Origin of the sequence: Rhodococcus sp. UFZ-B548, from assembly GCF_903819475.1 — a bacterium.
Classification (GTDB): Bacteria; Actinomycetota; Actinomycetes; order Mycobacteriales; family Mycobacteriaceae; genus Rhodococcus_F; species Rhodococcus_F erythropolis.
On the sequence record NZ_CAIJDS010000050.1, the window covers coordinates 44,807 to 59,366 of the forward strand.

15 protein-coding genes and 2 pseudogenes are annotated in these 14,560 nt (G+C 63.9%); 7 read left to right on the top strand and 10 right to left on the bottom strand.

From position 1 onward, the window contains the following. Window positions 1-300 precede the first annotated feature (300 nt). From H7C86_RS29690 to H7C86_RS37495, 3 genes and pseudogenes are all read right to left on the bottom strand, one after another. Window positions 301-639 (bottom strand): hypothetical protein, encoded by a 339-nt coding sequence (locus tag H7C86_RS29690; protein WP_003944633.1) that lies wholly within the window; start codon window positions 637-639, stop codon window positions 301-303. Then, on the bottom strand, window positions 626-1,051 hold the full coding sequence (locus tag H7C86_RS37490; RefSeq protein WP_087503898.1) for a DUF3703 domain-containing protein: 426 nt from the start codon (window positions 1,049-1,051) through the stop codon (window positions 626-628). Before H7C86_RS37490 ends, H7C86_RS29690 begins: the two co-directional genes overlap by 14 nt. Window positions 1,052-1,107: 56 nt before the next feature. Then, window positions 1,108-1,494: pseudogene (locus H7C86_RS37495) on the bottom strand (HAD-IC family P-type ATPase); the annotation flags it as partial. A gap of 544 nt (window positions 1,495-2,038) precedes the next feature. Here H7C86_RS37495 and H7C86_RS29700 point away from each other — a divergent pair. The 6 genes from H7C86_RS29700 (at window position 2,039) to H7C86_RS29725 (ending at window position 7,476) form a co-directional block, all read left to right on the top strand. Then, window positions 2,039-4,195, top strand: a complete 2,157-nt coding sequence (locus tag H7C86_RS29700; RefSeq protein ID WP_030538075.1) for an MMPL family transporter — start codon at window positions 2,039-2,041, stop codon at window positions 4,193-4,195. Window positions 4,196-4,221: 26 nt separating this feature from the next. Then, the gene (locus tag H7C86_RS29705; protein WP_003944652.1) at window positions 4,222-4,473 is read left to right on the top strand and encodes a YgaP-like transmembrane domain; all 252 of its coding nucleotides are present in this window, start codon (window positions 4,222-4,224) and stop codon (window positions 4,471-4,473) included. 44 nt (window positions 4,474-4,517) lie between these two features. Then, window positions 4,518-4,934: a DUF302 domain-containing protein gene (locus tag H7C86_RS29710; protein WP_011133463.1), complete on the top strand. Its 417-nt coding sequence runs from the start codon at window positions 4,518-4,520 to the stop codon at window positions 4,932-4,934. After that, the gene (locus H7C86_RS29715; protein WP_003944622.1) at window positions 4,934-5,707 is read left to right on the top strand and encodes a sulfite exporter TauE/SafE family protein; all 774 of its coding nucleotides are present in this window, start codon (window positions 4,934-4,936) and stop codon (window positions 5,705-5,707) included. Before H7C86_RS29710 ends, H7C86_RS29715 begins: the two co-directional genes overlap by 1 nt. A 78-nt stretch (window positions 5,708-5,785) precedes the next feature. Further along, the gene (locus H7C86_RS29720) at window positions 5,786-6,055 is read left to right on the top strand and encodes a metal-sensitive transcriptional regulator (protein ID WP_003944639.1); all 270 of its coding nucleotides are present in this window, start codon (window positions 5,786-5,788) and stop codon (window positions 6,053-6,055) included. A 53-nt stretch (window positions 6,056-6,108) separates the two neighbouring features. Next, entirely contained in the window at window positions 6,109-7,476 is a 1,368-nt protein-coding gene (locus tag H7C86_RS29725) for a rhodanese-like domain-containing protein (protein WP_182262745.1), read from the top strand. A 362-nt stretch (window positions 7,477-7,838) separates the two neighbouring features. Here the strand turns inward: H7C86_RS29725 and H7C86_RS29730 are convergent, their stop codons facing one another. Genes H7C86_RS29730 through H7C86_RS29745 form a run of 4 tightly spaced genes read right to left on the bottom strand, consistent with a single transcriptional unit; the run spans window position 7,839 to window position 11,337 of the window. Continuing rightward, window positions 7,839-8,441, bottom strand: coding sequence for a cadmium resistance transporter (locus H7C86_RS29730; RefSeq protein ID WP_003944587.1), 603 nt, complete (start codon window positions 8,439-8,441; stop codon window positions 7,839-7,841). A 49-nt stretch (window positions 8,442-8,490) separates the two neighbouring features. Then, a complete protein-coding gene (lspA, locus tag H7C86_RS29735; protein ID WP_011133466.1) occupies window positions 8,491-9,015 on the bottom strand; it encodes a signal peptidase II in 525 nt (174 codons plus the stop codon). Beyond that, the gene (locus H7C86_RS29740; protein WP_073513734.1) at window positions 9,012-10,964 is read right to left on the bottom strand and encodes a cation-translocating P-type ATPase; all 1,953 of its coding nucleotides are present in this window, start codon (window positions 10,962-10,964) and stop codon (window positions 9,012-9,014) included. The genes lspA and H7C86_RS29740 overlap by 4 nt, the downstream gene beginning before the upstream one ends. Continuing rightward, window positions 10,957-11,337: a helix-turn-helix transcriptional regulator gene (locus tag H7C86_RS29745; protein ID WP_054186437.1), complete on the bottom strand. Its 381-nt coding sequence runs from the start codon at window positions 11,335-11,337 to the stop codon at window positions 10,957-10,959. The genes H7C86_RS29740 and H7C86_RS29745 overlap by 8 nt, the downstream gene beginning before the upstream one ends. 338 nt (window positions 11,338-11,675) lie before the next feature. On the opposite strand from H7C86_RS29745, the gene H7C86_RS29750 reads away from it, so the two are divergent. Beyond that, entirely contained in the window at window positions 11,676-12,098 is a 423-nt protein-coding gene (locus tag H7C86_RS29750) for a heavy metal-responsive transcriptional regulator (protein WP_259349325.1), read from the top strand. Window positions 12,099-12,458: 360 nt separating this feature from the next. Here the strand turns inward: H7C86_RS29750 and H7C86_RS29755 are convergent, their stop codons facing one another. The 3 genes and pseudogenes from H7C86_RS29755 to pstB all read right to left on the bottom strand — a co-directional run. Then, window positions 12,459-13,523, bottom strand: coding sequence for a helicase associated domain-containing protein (locus H7C86_RS29755; RefSeq protein ID WP_011331631.1), 1,065 nt, complete (start codon window positions 13,521-13,523; stop codon window positions 12,459-12,461). 52 nt (window positions 13,524-13,575) lie between these two features. Beyond that, the gene (locus H7C86_RS29760) at window positions 13,576-14,325 is read right to left on the bottom strand and encodes a response regulator transcription factor (RefSeq protein WP_054186436.1); all 750 of its coding nucleotides are present in this window, start codon (window positions 14,323-14,325) and stop codon (window positions 13,576-13,578) included. A 91-nt stretch (window positions 14,326-14,416) separates the two neighbouring features. After that, window positions 14,417-14,560 (bottom strand): annotated as a pseudogene (gene pstB / locus H7C86_RS29765) (phosphate ABC transporter ATP-binding protein); the annotation flags it as partial.

Below are 14,560 nucleotides of genomic sequence, written 5' to 3' on the forward strand. Positions count from 1 at the left end.
CAACCTGTCTTTTTTGGACGTATGACCGCTCAAAGCTGCCTTCCTGGGTGATGCCGAGGGCGCGCGATCATGCATTGATTGGCATTGGGATGAAGATGTCAGGTGACGGGATCAGGTGCGGAGTCGGCGGTATCCGTGGTGGTCTCGAGTTTCGGAATCGGTACAAGCTGCGGGATCAGGCGGACGAGACTCGAGCAGGCGCAGTACGGAGGACCGTTGAGTCAGCTCGCCCTTGTGAGGAACCCCGGGGCTGCTGCTGGAGACGACCCTGTTGGGACCACCGGTGGGTGGCCGATACTTTCACTCATCGCCCTCTACATCAGCTGTGGGCGCAGCCATACCGAACGCACCCCTCAGTGCAGCAACGGTAGGAGCGCCACCGACCTCGCCCGTGGAATCTCGATAGAGCCTGCATGACACGTTGGGGACCTGGTCCGGTTCGGCAAACGGATCGCGGCCGTCGACGAGCAACGTCGGCGATCCGGTCATGCCCGCAAGCCTTGCGGATCGAGGATCGTCGACGATTACGTGGCGCAGTTCCCAATCGATGGACTCCTCCGCGAGAACGTGCTCGATCCGTTGTTCGAGGAGCTGCACGTTCGGGCAGTCCGGGACTTGCAAAATTTCAAGGTGCATCATGGTGTTCCTCCGTCGGCGTGTGGTTTCGAGTATGCGGCAGTGCAGGACAGCTCGCGGTAAACGAAACCCAGGACTGGTAGGTCTGCATTTTCTCGGCAAGATCGTCAGGTATCGGCATCGGTGTCATAAGACCGGCACGAGTTCGTTCGGTGTTGCCCTCCGGATAGCGGCCCAGTGCGGATCCCGGGGCGGCGACGACGATGATGCGAAGAACCTGCCCGACGGCTTCGCGGCAGTCACGCTGATGTAAGGCCAGGGGAGCATGGCGAGGTGGTTTGTGTGGCCATGGACAGGGCTGGGAGAGGACATGTGTGCGTTCGAGGTGATGCCAACGCTGGGTGTCATCGCTGGTGCGGCCGGCTGCGGTCCTCTTTGCGGGCCGAAACGCGACGGCGCTGTGTCGGTCGTGCAAGCGATGCGCTTCGTGTAGACACTGCGCAATTGTGCGAGCATTCGGTTCATCGGATGCAGAGCCGGCGGCAGGTGCTGCAGGTCTTCGCCCATCAGAGCAACATCGGCGGTCTCGATGGCCACGTCGGAACCCATCGCGCCCATGGCAATGCCCAAGTCGGCGGTGGCCAGGGCGGGGGCGTCGTTGACACCGTCCCCGACCATTGCCGTCGGGCGGCTCGCACGCAAGGTTTCCACGATCCGTGCCTTGTCCTCCGGGCGCAGGTCGGCGTGCACGTCGTCGATCCCGACGTCGGCGGCCAGCGCCTGGGCGGTGCGTTCGTTGTCGCCGGTGAGCATCGCGACGGTGTACCCGCCGCGTCGTAGCCCGGCGATCACCTCATGTGCTTCCGGTCGGAGCTCGTCTCGTACGGCGACTGCCCCGATGACGGTTCCGGCGCGCTCGATCCACGCCACGAGTTCCCGAGACCTCTCACCGATGGCGTGGCCGCCGCACCCGGACTGAGTCGTCTCGACGGATGCGCCGACGTGTGCGTCGGCTACCCAGAAAGCGGTACCTCGCCTGGGCACTCGACGACCCGGACGGCCCACCCCCTCGGGTGGGCGCCCGAGAGGAGCGAACGGCCTACCCGAGCGTATACCCCCAGGGGTACTTGCATACCCCCCTGGGTATATGCAACAGTGGGTAGACGCTCGTCAGAAAGGACTGTCTATGTGTTACCCCGTCCCGTGCCCGATATGCGACAAGATCGCGTGGGCAGGTTGCGATCGACATGTCGACGACGTCACGAAGGATGTTTCACGGCCTCGGCAGTGCACCTGCTCTGCTGAGACCGTTGGTCCTATCGATCGGCGCCAGCGCCTCGCGATCGCTGTTTCGCCGCCAATCCCGGTCGCGAGTGCAAGGGCCTAACCTTCCAATTGGGTCAGGTTTACCGAGGTCTAGCTCGCTCATTTGAATACCCCAGCCCGTATTTTAGGAGAAGTTATGTCTGTGCCCGACACCGTGACGGCCACCGGTCGTGACGATCGTGATCGCGTATCTACACCCGGCATACTCGGACGCCTGGGAAGCGCGATGGTCGCACGCCGCCGATGGGTGTTCGGTGTCTGGCTGATCGCGCTTGTCGCGCTCGGATCTGCAGCGCCGTCGGTTTTTTCGTCACTGGCGGGTGCTGGGTGGCAAGCCAACGGATCCGAATCGGTCCAGGTCCGTGAACTCGCGCAACAGCATTTCGGCGGGAACTCCTCGGCCGCGGTTCAGGTGGTGGTCCATTCGGACACCGCGTCGATCGACGATCCCACCGTGCAGCAGAGACTCATCGACGTCACAGCTGTGTTCGACGGTGACACCCGGTTCGGTGCCGTCATCGCCCCACAGCCTGGTATGACCATCAGCCCCGACGGCCACACCGGCATCCTCATCGCCGGCGCCAACGCAAACGCGGACGACATGGTCAAAGCCGTCGACGATGTCAAAGACGAGCTGACCGCACTCTCCGGCGACGGTATCGAGGTCTATCCCACCGGATCCTCCGCGTTGTGGTCCGACTTCAACAAAGCCAACCACGATGCGATGATTCAGGCTGAACTATTCTCTTGGCCAGTCACTTTGGCGATCATGGTGCTCGCATTCGGCTCCCTCGTCGCTGCCGGGCTGCCGCTGTTGCTCACAGTGGCCGGACTCGTCGCCTCCGCCGGCGGTTTGGTGCTGCTCAACGAGGTCACACCGATCTCGGTATGGGCGATGAATTTCGCGATGATGTTCGCCCTCGCTCTCGGCATCGACTACGCCTTGTTCATCGTCGCCCGCTTCCGCGACGCCCTCCGTACGGCCGATCCACGAGCAGCCGTTGCCGAAACCATGGACACCGCAGGCAAAGCGGTGCTCCTGTCCGGACTTACCGTCCTGGTCAGCCTCTCGGCAGTGCTGCTCGTTCCCGCACCGGCCGTGCGCACCATGGCCGTAGGCATCATGCTGGCCGTCACGTTCGTTCTGATCGCCACCATGACACTTCTTCCGGCCACGCTGGGCGCACTCGGCCCCAAGGTCAACGCAGCATCCCTGCCTTACGCGAAACGCCAACAGCACCGATCCCCGAAGTTCGCTGCGTGGGGCGAATTGCTTCACAAGTACCCATGGCCGTTCGCGCTGGTCTCCGTCGGCATCCTCGTCGCCCTGGCCTTACCTGTCCTGGGACTGAAGGTGGCAATGCCGTCCATCGCTGTCGTTCCCGACGATGCGCCCGTTCGGCAAGGTTACGAGTTGGTTCAGGCCCAGTTCGGTGACGGGGCACCCGGCGCGCTGCAGATAGTTGTCCCGTCTTCCGATGCGGCTGCTACCGCCGCGGCAGCGAGCAGCGTCGACGGGATCTCGATGGTCACCCCGCCCACACCATCAACAGACGATTCGAACTACACACTGCTGCAAGCGTTTCCTGCCGTGGACCCTTCCGCAGAGGCCATGGGCACGATCCTCGGTGACCTACGCGCACAACTACCGGAGTCCGCGCTCGTCGGCGGCGCGCCAGCGGAGAACCTCGACCTGCAGCAAGCCCTGAACGACTACCTACCGTTGGTTATCGGGATCATCCTCGCCCTCGGCTTCATCCTGCTGCTCGTCGCTCTGCAGGCACCACTGATCGCGATCCTCGGCACCGCCGTCAGTTTGCTGTCGACCGCCGCAGCGTTCGGGGTTGCGAAGCTGATCTTCCAAGACGGACACGGATCGTCGCTGCTCGGCTTCACCCCTCAAGGTTTCCTCGACGGCTGGGGGCCGGTGTTCTTCTTCGCGATGATCTTTGCCATCGCCATGGACTACACCGTGTTCCTGCTCGCCACCGCGAAAGAACACTACGAGAAGACCGGGGACCCGAAGGCTGCTCAGGTCGACGGCCTCGCGCACTCCGGACGCGTCATCTTCGCCGCTGCGGCGGTCATGGTCGCCGTGTTCTTCACCTTCGCGCTCTCCGATCCGCTCCCACCCAAGGAAATGGGCATCATCCTCGGCGTCGCGGTGTTGCTCGACGCCTTCCTGATCAGGCTGATCCTGCTCCCGGTCCTGCTCCGGCTGAGCGGTCACGCTGCATGGTGGGCACCGGGCTGGCTGCGCAGAATGTTGCCGTCGATCCGCTTCTCGCACTGACCATTACAACACCTCACGGAGGAATCATGACCGATCCGAACATCACGCATTCGAGCACGTCTGCCGGGTGGCCGATCGAACGTATCGTCCCCGCACTGGCCGCCGGCGTCACCGCGACGGGCCTGACCCTCGGCGAACTCCACGCACCACGGTGGAGGCTGCTCAGCGCCTTCGCCGCCGCGAACCTCGCCCTCTACGCCGCGGTCGGCTGGTGCCCGGCAAGTGCGCTTCTCACCAGAGCGGGCGTACCAAGTCTTCGCCACCCCCGAAGCGGATAGGCACACAATTGCCGCAGTTCGACGAACGGAAGGAATTCTCCACCATGACCATCGCACTCTCGACCACCTTGACCGACACCGACTTCGAGACGGCGGTCACCGCCACCAAAGCAGCACTGTCCGAGCAAGGCTTCGGTGTGCTGACCGAAATTGACATGCAGGCCACCCTGAAAGCCAAACTTGGCACAGACATGGAGAAGTATCTGATCCTAGGCGCGTGCAATCCCACGCTTGCACACCGCGCCGTAGGAATCGTGCGTGAGATCGGCCTGCTACTGCCCTGCAACGTCGTCGTCCGTGCCGACACCACCGCCGGATCGGTCATCGTCGAGGCGATGAACCCGGACCTCATGGTCCAAGTGACGGGCGAACCAGCACTGTCAGATGTCGCGGCCGAGGCCACCACCAAACTCCAAGCCGCCCTGGACACGCTCGGCAGTCGGGATGCAGTGCGCAGTTGATGACGTTGACCCTGGCGCTGGCGCTCGGCCTCACCGTCGGAATCCTGCTCGGTCTCCTCGGAGGCGGTGGATCGATCCTCGCTGTCCCGATCCTCGTGTACGCTCTCGGGTTCCCCCTGCCGGAGGCGATACCGACTTCGCTGTTGGTGATCGGTGTCGCCTCCGCGGTCGGGGTCATCTCCAAGGTGCGGGCGCGGCTCATCGAATGGCGACTCGCGGCAATCTTCGCCGCCACCGGAGTCCTCGGCACCCTGGCCGGCACTGCCCTTGGCAAGCATCTACCTGAAACTGCCGTGATGATCGGCTTTGCGATCGTCATGATCCTCGCGGGGGCACGCATGCTGCGCAGCCCCGACAATCCCGGAACCGCCTGCAGGACGAGCAATTCCGGGATCAACTGGCGCCGATGCGCACCTCGGTCCATACCGACCGGATTCGGCGTCGGTGTCCTTACCGGACTGTTCGGCGTCGGCGGGGGCTTCTTGATCATCCCCGCATTGGTTCTGCTGCTGGGAATCGAGATGAGTGTCGCCGTCGGAACCTCTTTGGTGGTCATCGTCGCCAACTCCGCCGCCGGACTCATCGCTCAGGCCGACGGCCTAGGTGGAAACTGGCCCTTGACGGCAGCGTTCGCAGGTTCAGCCATTGCGGGTTCGTTGGTGGCCGGACGATTCGGTACACGCATCGCCACGGACTCACTTCGGCAGTGGTTCGCCTACCTGGTGTTTGTCGTGGCAGGTTACGTCCTCATCGACACTCTCGTTCTCGGATGATCTACCGTGCACCCCGTTGGATGCCCCCGGGGGTAATCTGGCAATTTCTGGCATCATCATGCATCTGAAGGAGACCCCATGATCGGCGACGAAGACAGCATCGCATTGGTCCTCAACCGCCTCCGCCGCGCACACGGCCAACTCTCGGGAGTGATCGGCATGATCGAGAACGGACGCGATTGCAAAGACGTTGTCACCCAGCTCGCCGCTGTTTCCAGGGCCCTCGACAAAGCTGGCTTCAAGATCGTCGCTACCGGTCTCCGAGAGTGCATGACAGGCGAAGCGGCAGACAACAAAGAACCCATGACCGAAGCAGAACTGGAAAAGCTCTTCCTGGCGCTGGCCTGAACGCCCGCTTCACATCAGGAACGAGGCCGACCGACAACATGTAGGAGCTCCCCATGAGCACGACCGACCCGGACATCGCCATCATTGAAACTTCCAGCCTCGGCGACCGCAGCTATCTGATCAGCCACGACGGTATCGCCGTGGTGATCGATCCACAACGCGACATCGACCGCGTCCGGGCGCTGGCAGCAGAAAAGAACGCTGTCATCACCCACGTGCTGGAAACTCACATCCACAACGACTACGTCACTGGCGGCCTGGAACTTGCGCGCGCCACGGGTGCCGAATACGTCGTCCCGGACGGCGATCCGGTCGAATACGAGCGCCGAGCAGTCGTCGACGGCGATGTCGTCGACGCGGGATCGACGACGTTCGAGGTCATGCACACCCCAGGGCATACTCATCACCACGTCAGTTACGTTCTGCACCGGCGCGGCGAGCCGATCGCAATCTTCACCGGCGGCTCCATGCTCTACGGGTCCACCGGGCGCACTGACCTGCTCGGCTCCGAGCACACTGATGAACTGACCCACGCGCAGTACCATTCGGTCCGCCGTATCGCGGCCGAACTGGCCGCTGAGGTGGAGGTCTACCCCACACATGGGTTCGGTAGCTTCTGTGCCGCAACTCCGACCAGCGGGGACTCATCCACCATCGGTGAACAGCAGCAGTCCAACCCCGCACTGACTCAGGACGAACACACCTATGTCGACGAGCTGATCGCGGGCCTGTCTGCATATCCCGCGTACTACGCCCATATGGGCGTCATCAACACCAAAGGGCCGGCCCCGATCGACCTGTCCATGCCCGAGCCCGTCGATCCAGACGAACTACGTCGCCGCATCGACGCCGGGCAATGGGTCGTTGACCTACGAGGACGCACCGCTTTCGCCGCCGGCCACGTCGATGGCTCTCTCGGGTTCGAACTGTCGACCAGCTTCGTCACCTATCTCGGATGGCTTTATCAGTGGGGCGTGCCGTTGACGCTGATCGGTGAAACAACCGACCAGATCGCCGAGGCGACCCGCGAGCTGGCTCGGATCGGCATCGACAGTCCCTCCGGATCCGCCGTCGGTGAGATTCACTCGCTCGTCGGCGACGGAAAGGTCCGCTCCTACGATGTATCCGACTTCGCCGGACTCGCGGCGGCCACCGGCGAACGTGAGATAAGCGTCCTCGATGCGCGTCAACAGTCCGAGTACGCGGACAGCCACCTTCCTGGTGCCGTGAACATCCCCCTCCACGAGCTACCACACCGACTCGAGGAAGTTTCCGCGGCCGAAGTGTGGGTGCACTGCGCATCCGGTTACCGCGCATCGATCGCCGCTTCACTTCTCGACCGCGAACACCGCACAGTGGTCCTCATCGACGATGACTACGAGCATGCCGTGCAGCTCGGCCTCCACACATCGCCCGCCTGACGAATGCGCCGCCGCTGCGCAAGCCGCACGATGCGAGTGGTTCACGGGGCTGATCTCCCCGATTTCAGCAAACGGCCATCGGATAATTCCGACAGAGGGCAGGAAGCCCAACCCCTGCCCGTGCCGACGTCCGAGAAGGCGGCCACCGCTGGTCCAACGATCATTCGGGCGCCGTCCGAGTTTGTCGTTCTGCCAATTCGCACTGGATCTTCCGCTCGCCTTTGCTTCGGTGGCCGGACCGTTGTGACGCGCCATGCACGGTTCCGGCCGGGATGCGGTGCGCGGAGTCGCAGACATCCGCGTGCCCCGGCGACCGCGAGGAGCCGGGACGGATCAAGGTGCCACCGTGCCAGCAGTGTCGGTCATGCCGCGGCGGCGATCAGGCGGCCGATCACACCGGATTCGAGCAGGATGATGACGCCCAGCCCGATGAAGACTGTGGGCACGAGCCAGTGCTCGACGCGCTCGAGGGTGTCGATGACCTTCTTGTGGGTGCCGAGCATTCTGCCGGCGGCGCACCAGAGTCCGACACAGATCAGGAACACGGCGATGGTAACGATGGTCTGGGGCGCACCGAGAGTGCGGAAGACCGGGGTGTAGACGGCGATGTTGTCGGCGCCGTTGGCGATGGTGATGGCGGCGACGCTGATCGTCCCGGCCGCGACCACTACGGGTTCACCGTCTCCGTCGCTGCGTAAGCCCTGGATCAGTCCCCAGATTCCTAGCGACAGGGGAAGTAATCCGAGTAGTCCAACCCAGTCCTCGGGCACGATCACCAACCCGAGGGCGGCGACCACACTGATCGCGACGAGGGTGATCAGGCCGAGGTACTGGCCGGCAACGATCTGCCATGCCCGCGGCCGTCCTTGACTGGCGGAGGCGACGAACAGGACGGTCAGTACGACGATGTCGTCGATGTTGGTGCCGGCGAACATCGCTACCGCCGCGGCGATGGTGCCGATCATCCTCGCATCCGGCGGCTGCCGCGGCGCGGCCTGATCTCGGGTATTGCTGTCATTTCGAACTCTCCTGTGCGGGCGGGGGATCGGCCGGGTCGTGGGTGGACTCAAAGATCAGTGATGCGACGAGCAGCACGACGCCGCAGGTGATGTAGGTGTCGGCGAGGTTGAAGGTGGGCCACCAGCCGGTGTGGAAATAGTCGGTGACCTTTCCGTCGACGGCACGATCGATCACGTTGGCGGCAGCTCCGGCGAGGATCGCCGACCAACCCACCGTCCCCACCAGTGAAGCGGTGGGGACGGTGCGCCAGGCGTAAATTCCGACGCCGAGAGTGATGGCGGCGGTGACCGCGAGGATGATCCAGGCCGGAAGCTGTTGGCCGATGCTGAACGCGACACCGCTGTTGTACGCCAACTTCAGTTGCAGCAATCCCATATCGACGGTGCGTGCACCGGAAAGGGTACGGCGCGCAACGGGTTCGGCCGACAGTGCGATCGCGATGAGAGCGAGACCGACGACCACGAGAATCACCCGCCGCGTGCTACCTGTGCGGATTGATCGAGCCGCTAATTCGCTCACGTGCGGGCCTCGACCTTCCCCGCCGGTGCGGGTACCGATCCGGTGGGGAAGGCTTGCGCGCGGCCGGCCCGGACACCGTTGGCGATGACCACGATCTCAGCGACCTCGTGCACCAGGACCACGGCGGCCAGGCCGAGAACCCCGAACAAGGCCAACGGCATCAGAACGGTGATGATCGCCAGCGACAGTCCGACGTTCTGCAACATGATGGTCCGGGAGCGGCGCGCGTGCGCCAACGCCTGCGGCAGGTGCCGCAGGTCCTCACCCATCAGAGCAACATCGGCGGTCTCGATGGCCACGTCGGAACCCATCGCGCCCATGGCAATGCCCAAGTCGGCGGTGGCCAGGGCGGGGGCGTCGTTGACACCGTCCCCGACCATTGCCGTCGGGCGGCTCGCACGCAAGGTTTCCACGATCCGTGCCTTGTCCTCCGGGCGCAGGTCGGCGTGCACGTCGTCGATCCCGACGTCGGCGGCCAGCGCCTGGGCGGTGCGTTCGTTGTCGCCGGTGAGCATCGCGACGGTGTACCCGCCGCGTCGTAGCCCGGCAACCACCTCACGTGCTTCCGGTCGGAGCTCGTCACGGACGGCGACCGCCCCGATGACCGTTCCGGCGCGCTCGATCAGCACCGCAGTGGCGCCGGCATGCTGCATCCGCTCGATATCCCCTGCCAGCGGACCCGGGTCGATCCAGCCCGGTCGACCGAGGCGCACAGGTATGCCGTCGATGGCCCCGGTCAGGCCCGCCCCTGTGACCGCGTCCACGTCGTCGGCGGGTGCGTAGTCGTCGACGGCGGCGAGAATCGCGCGAGCGAGAGGGTGCTCGCTGCGCGCCTCCAACGCTGCGGCCACCGCGAGAACGTCCTCGCGGCTGGCGCCGTCCGCCGTGGCCACATCGATCACGGCAGGCTGGTTGCGGGTGAGGGTGCCGGTCTTGTCCAACGCAACGGTGCGGATCCGGCCGAGGGCCTCGAGTGCACCGCCGCCCTTGACCAGGACACCGAGCTTGGACGCCGCACCGATCGCGGCGACAACGGTGACAGGGATCGCGATGGCCAGCGCACACGGGGAGGCGGCGACCAGCACCACCAGGGCGCGTTCGATCCACACCAGCGGATCGCCGAGCACACTGCCGACCGCGGCGATAACTGCGGCGACGATCATCACACCTGGAACCAGCGGTTTGGCGATCTTGTCGGCGAGGCGTTGCGCCTCGCCCTTGCGGGACTGCTCGGCCTCGACGATCCGCACGATTTTGGCCAGCGAATTGTCCTGCGCATCTGCGGTGACCTCGACTTCGAGGACGCCGGTGCCGTTGATCGATCCTGCGAACACCTCGTTGCCGGGACCGGCTTCGACGGGCACCGATTCACCGGTAATCGCGGAGGTGTCCAGAGCGGTGCGTCCGGTGCGGATGACCCCGTCGGTGGCGATCCGTTCCCCAGGCTTGACGACCATGAGCTCGCCGAGCTGGAGTTCGGAGGGCGGAACGGTTTCCTCGCGGCCGCCGCGGAGAACTGTCGCGGTGGCCGGCACCAGAGACAGCAAGGCCCGCAGGCCCCGGCGAGTGCGGGTGACCGCATACTCTTCGAGTCCCTCGCTGATCGCGAACAAGAACGCGAGCATGGCCGCTTCGCCCACCTCACCGAGCAGTACCGCGCCGACAGCCGCGATCGTCATCAGGGTGCCGACCCCGATCTTGCCCTTGACCAGGCGTGCGAGAGTGGACGGGACGAACGTGTAACCGGCAATGAGCAGGGCGCCCACCTCGAGACCGAGCCCGAGAGCATCCGGCCCACCGGTCAGGCCCACTATCAGCGCCGCGATCAGCAGCACGCCCGCAGCTGCAGCCGCCCGGATCTCGGTAACCTGCCACCACTTTTCGGGCCCGTGTTCTTCCTCGCCTTCGACGCGGGGTTCGTCGTGACCGCAACCGCATGCGTCACTCACGGCTATCTCCGATGGCGGTGCCGTAATTCGGGCACAAGGCAACCGCGTTCCCCGTCGCGGCAAGCAGCGTCTCCGCCGAGGCGAGTAGGTCCATCAATTCCGGCCGGGCCAGCGAGTAGAACACCTGCCGACCTTCCGGTCTGCCGTCGACCAAACCGCAATCACGTAGGCATGCAACATGTGCGGACACCGTCGACTGGGCGAGGCCGAGTTCACCGATCAAATCCGCAACCCGCGCCTCTCCTTCGGCGAGACGGCGCACGATCGACAACCGGGTGCCGTCCGAGAGACTGTGGAACAGTGCCACTGCCGCATCCAGACTGGACCCGCTGCCGGTTGCAGCGAGGCATCCCGACTCGTTATTCATCGTCATAAAACGATGATAGCAATGTAGGGCGATTCGAGGAAGATGATGCACCGGACTTGGAAGTGAATGCGGTACGCCAGCCGAACGGTGGCCGGCCGACGTACCTCACCAGGAACGGCGAAGTGACATCGGTAGATTCCGAGTTGCTCGCCACGGCATCACATGGGGGGACAGCAAGGACCCATCGCTCGACACAGCCAGTCGCACAACATCTCCAGTGGGTTCATTTCACACCTCCTTCTGAGCGTTCGCCGTCAGCGCGACGACGAGCGGTCCGAGTCACCTGCGGTTCCCGAACGTCATCCATAATGGACATTCCAGTGCGATGGAAGGTCAAGGATCTCGTGAAAATTGGTGAACTGGCCGCTCGGAGTGGCGTTGCCCCGAAGACGCTGCGTTTCTACGAGGACAGTGGGGTGATTCCCGTCCCGGTCCGAAAGTCCAACGGCTACCGGGATTTCGGTCCGGAATCTCTTTCGCGTTTGCGGTTCGTCCGCAGCGCCCAGTCTGCAGGTCTCACCTTGCGAGAGATCCGCCAGATCCTCACCACCCATGACCGCGGGGCGGCTCCTTGTGAGCAGGTCGTGGAGATGCTCTCGGAGCATCTCTCCCAGGTTCGTGGCAAGATCCGCGAACTTGCCACCCTCGAAACAAACCTTGTTGCGCTGCTGGGTCGAGCGGAAAGTGGGATTCCGCCGGAAACCGACGATGTCGGTGTGTGCTGGATCCTGGAATCCGAGTCTCAGGACGGTGTTGCTGAATCGTGAAATCGATTGCGGGTGCACCCCCCTGTTTCAGCAGGTTCGGCGCTCAGCAATGTGATGAGGTGAGCGAAGCGGTTGTAGCGGTGTTGCCGGTGTGTTGATCAGTCCGGTGCAGAAGTAGTGGTGTCGGGATCTGTCGGGAACATCGATTCGGCGGATTCTCCGGGTGCGGGAATTGACAGGCGCCGCCACTCGGGGGCCGAGGTCACCATTGAGCGTTTCCGGAACTTTCGTTCCCAGGGAGCCATGTGCACTTCGCCTTGCCTTGGAAAGCAGGAATCCTCTGCGAAACCTGCATCGCTGTGATCCAAGGTTGCTGGCGAGCATGAGTGGGGTTGTCTTGCGACGGTTCACTTGCCGGGTTTACTCGTGCTGTTTGTCGTCGATCCAGCGCCAACCTGGAAGTTGTTCGAGTCGTGCGGAGCGGGCGTCGGACAGAATTCCTCGGTGGTGGTGTTTTCGTTGGGTGCTGACCCATTCGCCGAGGGGATAAGTTCCGGTGACCGCGCTCTTGGATGGTCGAGCATGACCGGAGTTCGCGACGAACTGAGTCAATACGGAAAACCCTCTCTCCCATTGTGTTTGGAAAGGATCCCAGTCCCAGCCGGGCAGCGCTTCGAGGGCGGCGATTTTCTCGATCGCCAGGGTGCCGGTTTTGTAGTCGCGGCGCCGGTGGTGGACCCACTGTCCGAGGGAGAACCCGTCGAGGATCTCTGATTGTCGGGGGGAGGCTGTTCCGTGGATGGCGGTGTAGGCCTTAAGGGCCGAGATCCCCTGTATCCACGCGTCGCTCTCGCGGCCCCATCGCCACCCTGGGAGCTTGTTCAGTTCGGCGATACGATCCGGGGGCAGGGTGCCGGCGCGATGCTCTTCTCGGCAGCGGAACACCCATTTGCCCACGTCGAAGCTGTTGGCGCGCGCTGAGCGAGGGACATCGGCACCATCGTGCTCTCGGAGGTACATCTCGAGTGCAGAGCGCCCGGTTTCCCAACGAACGGTGTCGTTGTCCCACATCCAGGCGGGTAGGGCTTCGAGCATGAGAATCTGGGTGTCGGTGAGCTCGCCATTCTGGTGGGCTGTGCGCTGGGCGTTCGCCCATGCGACCAGATCGATACCATCGATCACGAGAGTCGACGACAGGTCCGTGTCGGGGCGCGCGGCGAGCTCGTCCGATAATGCGGACAGTGCTGCTCGCCAACTTTTGCGTCGCGGTTTCCCCCAGGTCCAGCCGGGTAGGTTTTCGAGGAGGTCGGCTTCACCGGCGGAGAGTGTGCCGTCCCAGTATGCGATCCGTCGACGTGCCACCCACCCGCCGAGGTCGATTCCGAACGCATGGACTCGACCTGCGGGGCCGGCATGACCTTTGAGTTCGACGAACTTCGTCAGCGCTCGGAATCCTGATTCCCAGTCGTCTGTGGGTGCGCCCATCACACGACCTGGGAGTTCTTCCGGGTTCTGCTACCGCAGAGAGCTGATGGGTTCATGCACATAAGGAAGGAGCGAGGCGGTAGCCGGCGCCGCGGATGGTGCGAATGAACTGTCCGTGCTGCGCATCCGAGCCGAGTTTTTCACGTAGCCGCTTCACGTGCACCGCGACGGTGTTCGTTTCGGCGCTGTGACCCCATACTGCGAGGCTGATCTCGCTTTGGCTGGCGACGTGGCCGCGGCGTTTGATCAGGTAGACGAGCAGTTCGAGTTCCCGCTGAGTCAACTGTACTTCGCGGTTTCCGACGCGGGTCTCGTAGCCACTGGGGTTGACCCGGATCGGTCCGGCGGTGACGACACTGTCTTCGGCGGGTGAGAGTGTGGTGATGCCGGCGAACGGAGCAATGGTGGTGATGTCGTACGGGCGGGCAACGACCGCCGAGGCGCCCGCGGCGAGGACTTCGCGCACGATGCGCTCGTCGCCCGACTTGGCTGCACCGACCAGGATCGGAACATCGGACCGGCTTCGAATCGTGGCCACCACTCGTGCGGCGTCGACGTTGTCGGTGTGAGCAGCCAAGATCAGGACGGTCGGCACCTCCGCACCCACCGCCAGTAGAGTCTCGGCACCGTCACGGCACCAGTCGGTGCGAATCCCCATGTGGTCGGCGGCCGCCATGAACTGCGCAGCGGTGGCTGGGTCCGGCTCCGCCAGAAGCAGACGCGTATGCGAATCGGCCAAGGAGTAGCCGTAATGCGCTCCCGCCGCGACCTCCCGGTCCGGCTGACGCAATTCGATAGTCAACTGTCGACCCCCTATTTCAGAACGTACCCATTGTCTCACCTGAAGTAGCCGGTGAGGAGGAGGTCGACTGCCCACACAGCCACAGTGTCGCTCAGCCGAAGCGGCCGGAGATGTAGTCCTCGGTAGCTTTTTGTGTCGGGTTCGAGAAGATCTTCTCGGTGTCGTCGATCTCGACGAGTCGACCGGGCTTACCGGTTGCCTCGAGGTTGAAGAATGCCGTCTGGTCACTCACACG

Coding starts and splice junctions, on each gene's coding strand:
- H7C86_RS29690 (WP_003944633.1), bottom strand. CDS start 639: ATGATGCACCTTGAAATTTTGCAAGTCCCGGACTGCCCGAACGTGCAG.
- H7C86_RS29700 (WP_030538075.1), top strand. CDS start 2,039: ATGTCTGTGCCCGACACCGTGACGGCCACCGGTCGTGACGATCGTGAT.
- H7C86_RS29705 (WP_003944652.1), top strand. CDS start 4,222: ATGACCGATCCGAACATCACGCATTCGAGCACGTCTGCCGGGTGGCCG.
- H7C86_RS29710 (WP_011133463.1), top strand. CDS start 4,518: ATGACCATCGCACTCTCGACCACCTTGACCGACACCGACTTCGAGACG.
- H7C86_RS29715 (WP_003944622.1), top strand. CDS start 4,934: ATGACGTTGACCCTGGCGCTGGCGCTCGGCCTCACCGTCGGAATCCTG.
- H7C86_RS29720 (WP_003944639.1), top strand. CDS start 5,786: ATGATCGGCGACGAAGACAGCATCGCATTGGTCCTCAACCGCCTCCGC.
- H7C86_RS29725 (WP_182262745.1), top strand. CDS start 6,109: ATGAGCACGACCGACCCGGACATCGCCATCATTGAAACTTCCAGCCTC.
- H7C86_RS29730 (WP_003944587.1), bottom strand. CDS start 8,441: ATGATCGGCACCATCGCCGCGGCGGTAGCGATGTTCGCCGGCACCAAC.
- H7C86_RS29745 (WP_054186437.1), bottom strand. CDS start 11,337: ATGACGATGAATAACGAGTCGGGATGCCTCGCTGCAACCGGCAGCGGG.
- H7C86_RS29755 (WP_011331631.1), bottom strand. CDS start 13,523: ATGGGCGCACCCACAGACGACTGGGAATCAGGATTCCGAGCGCTGACG.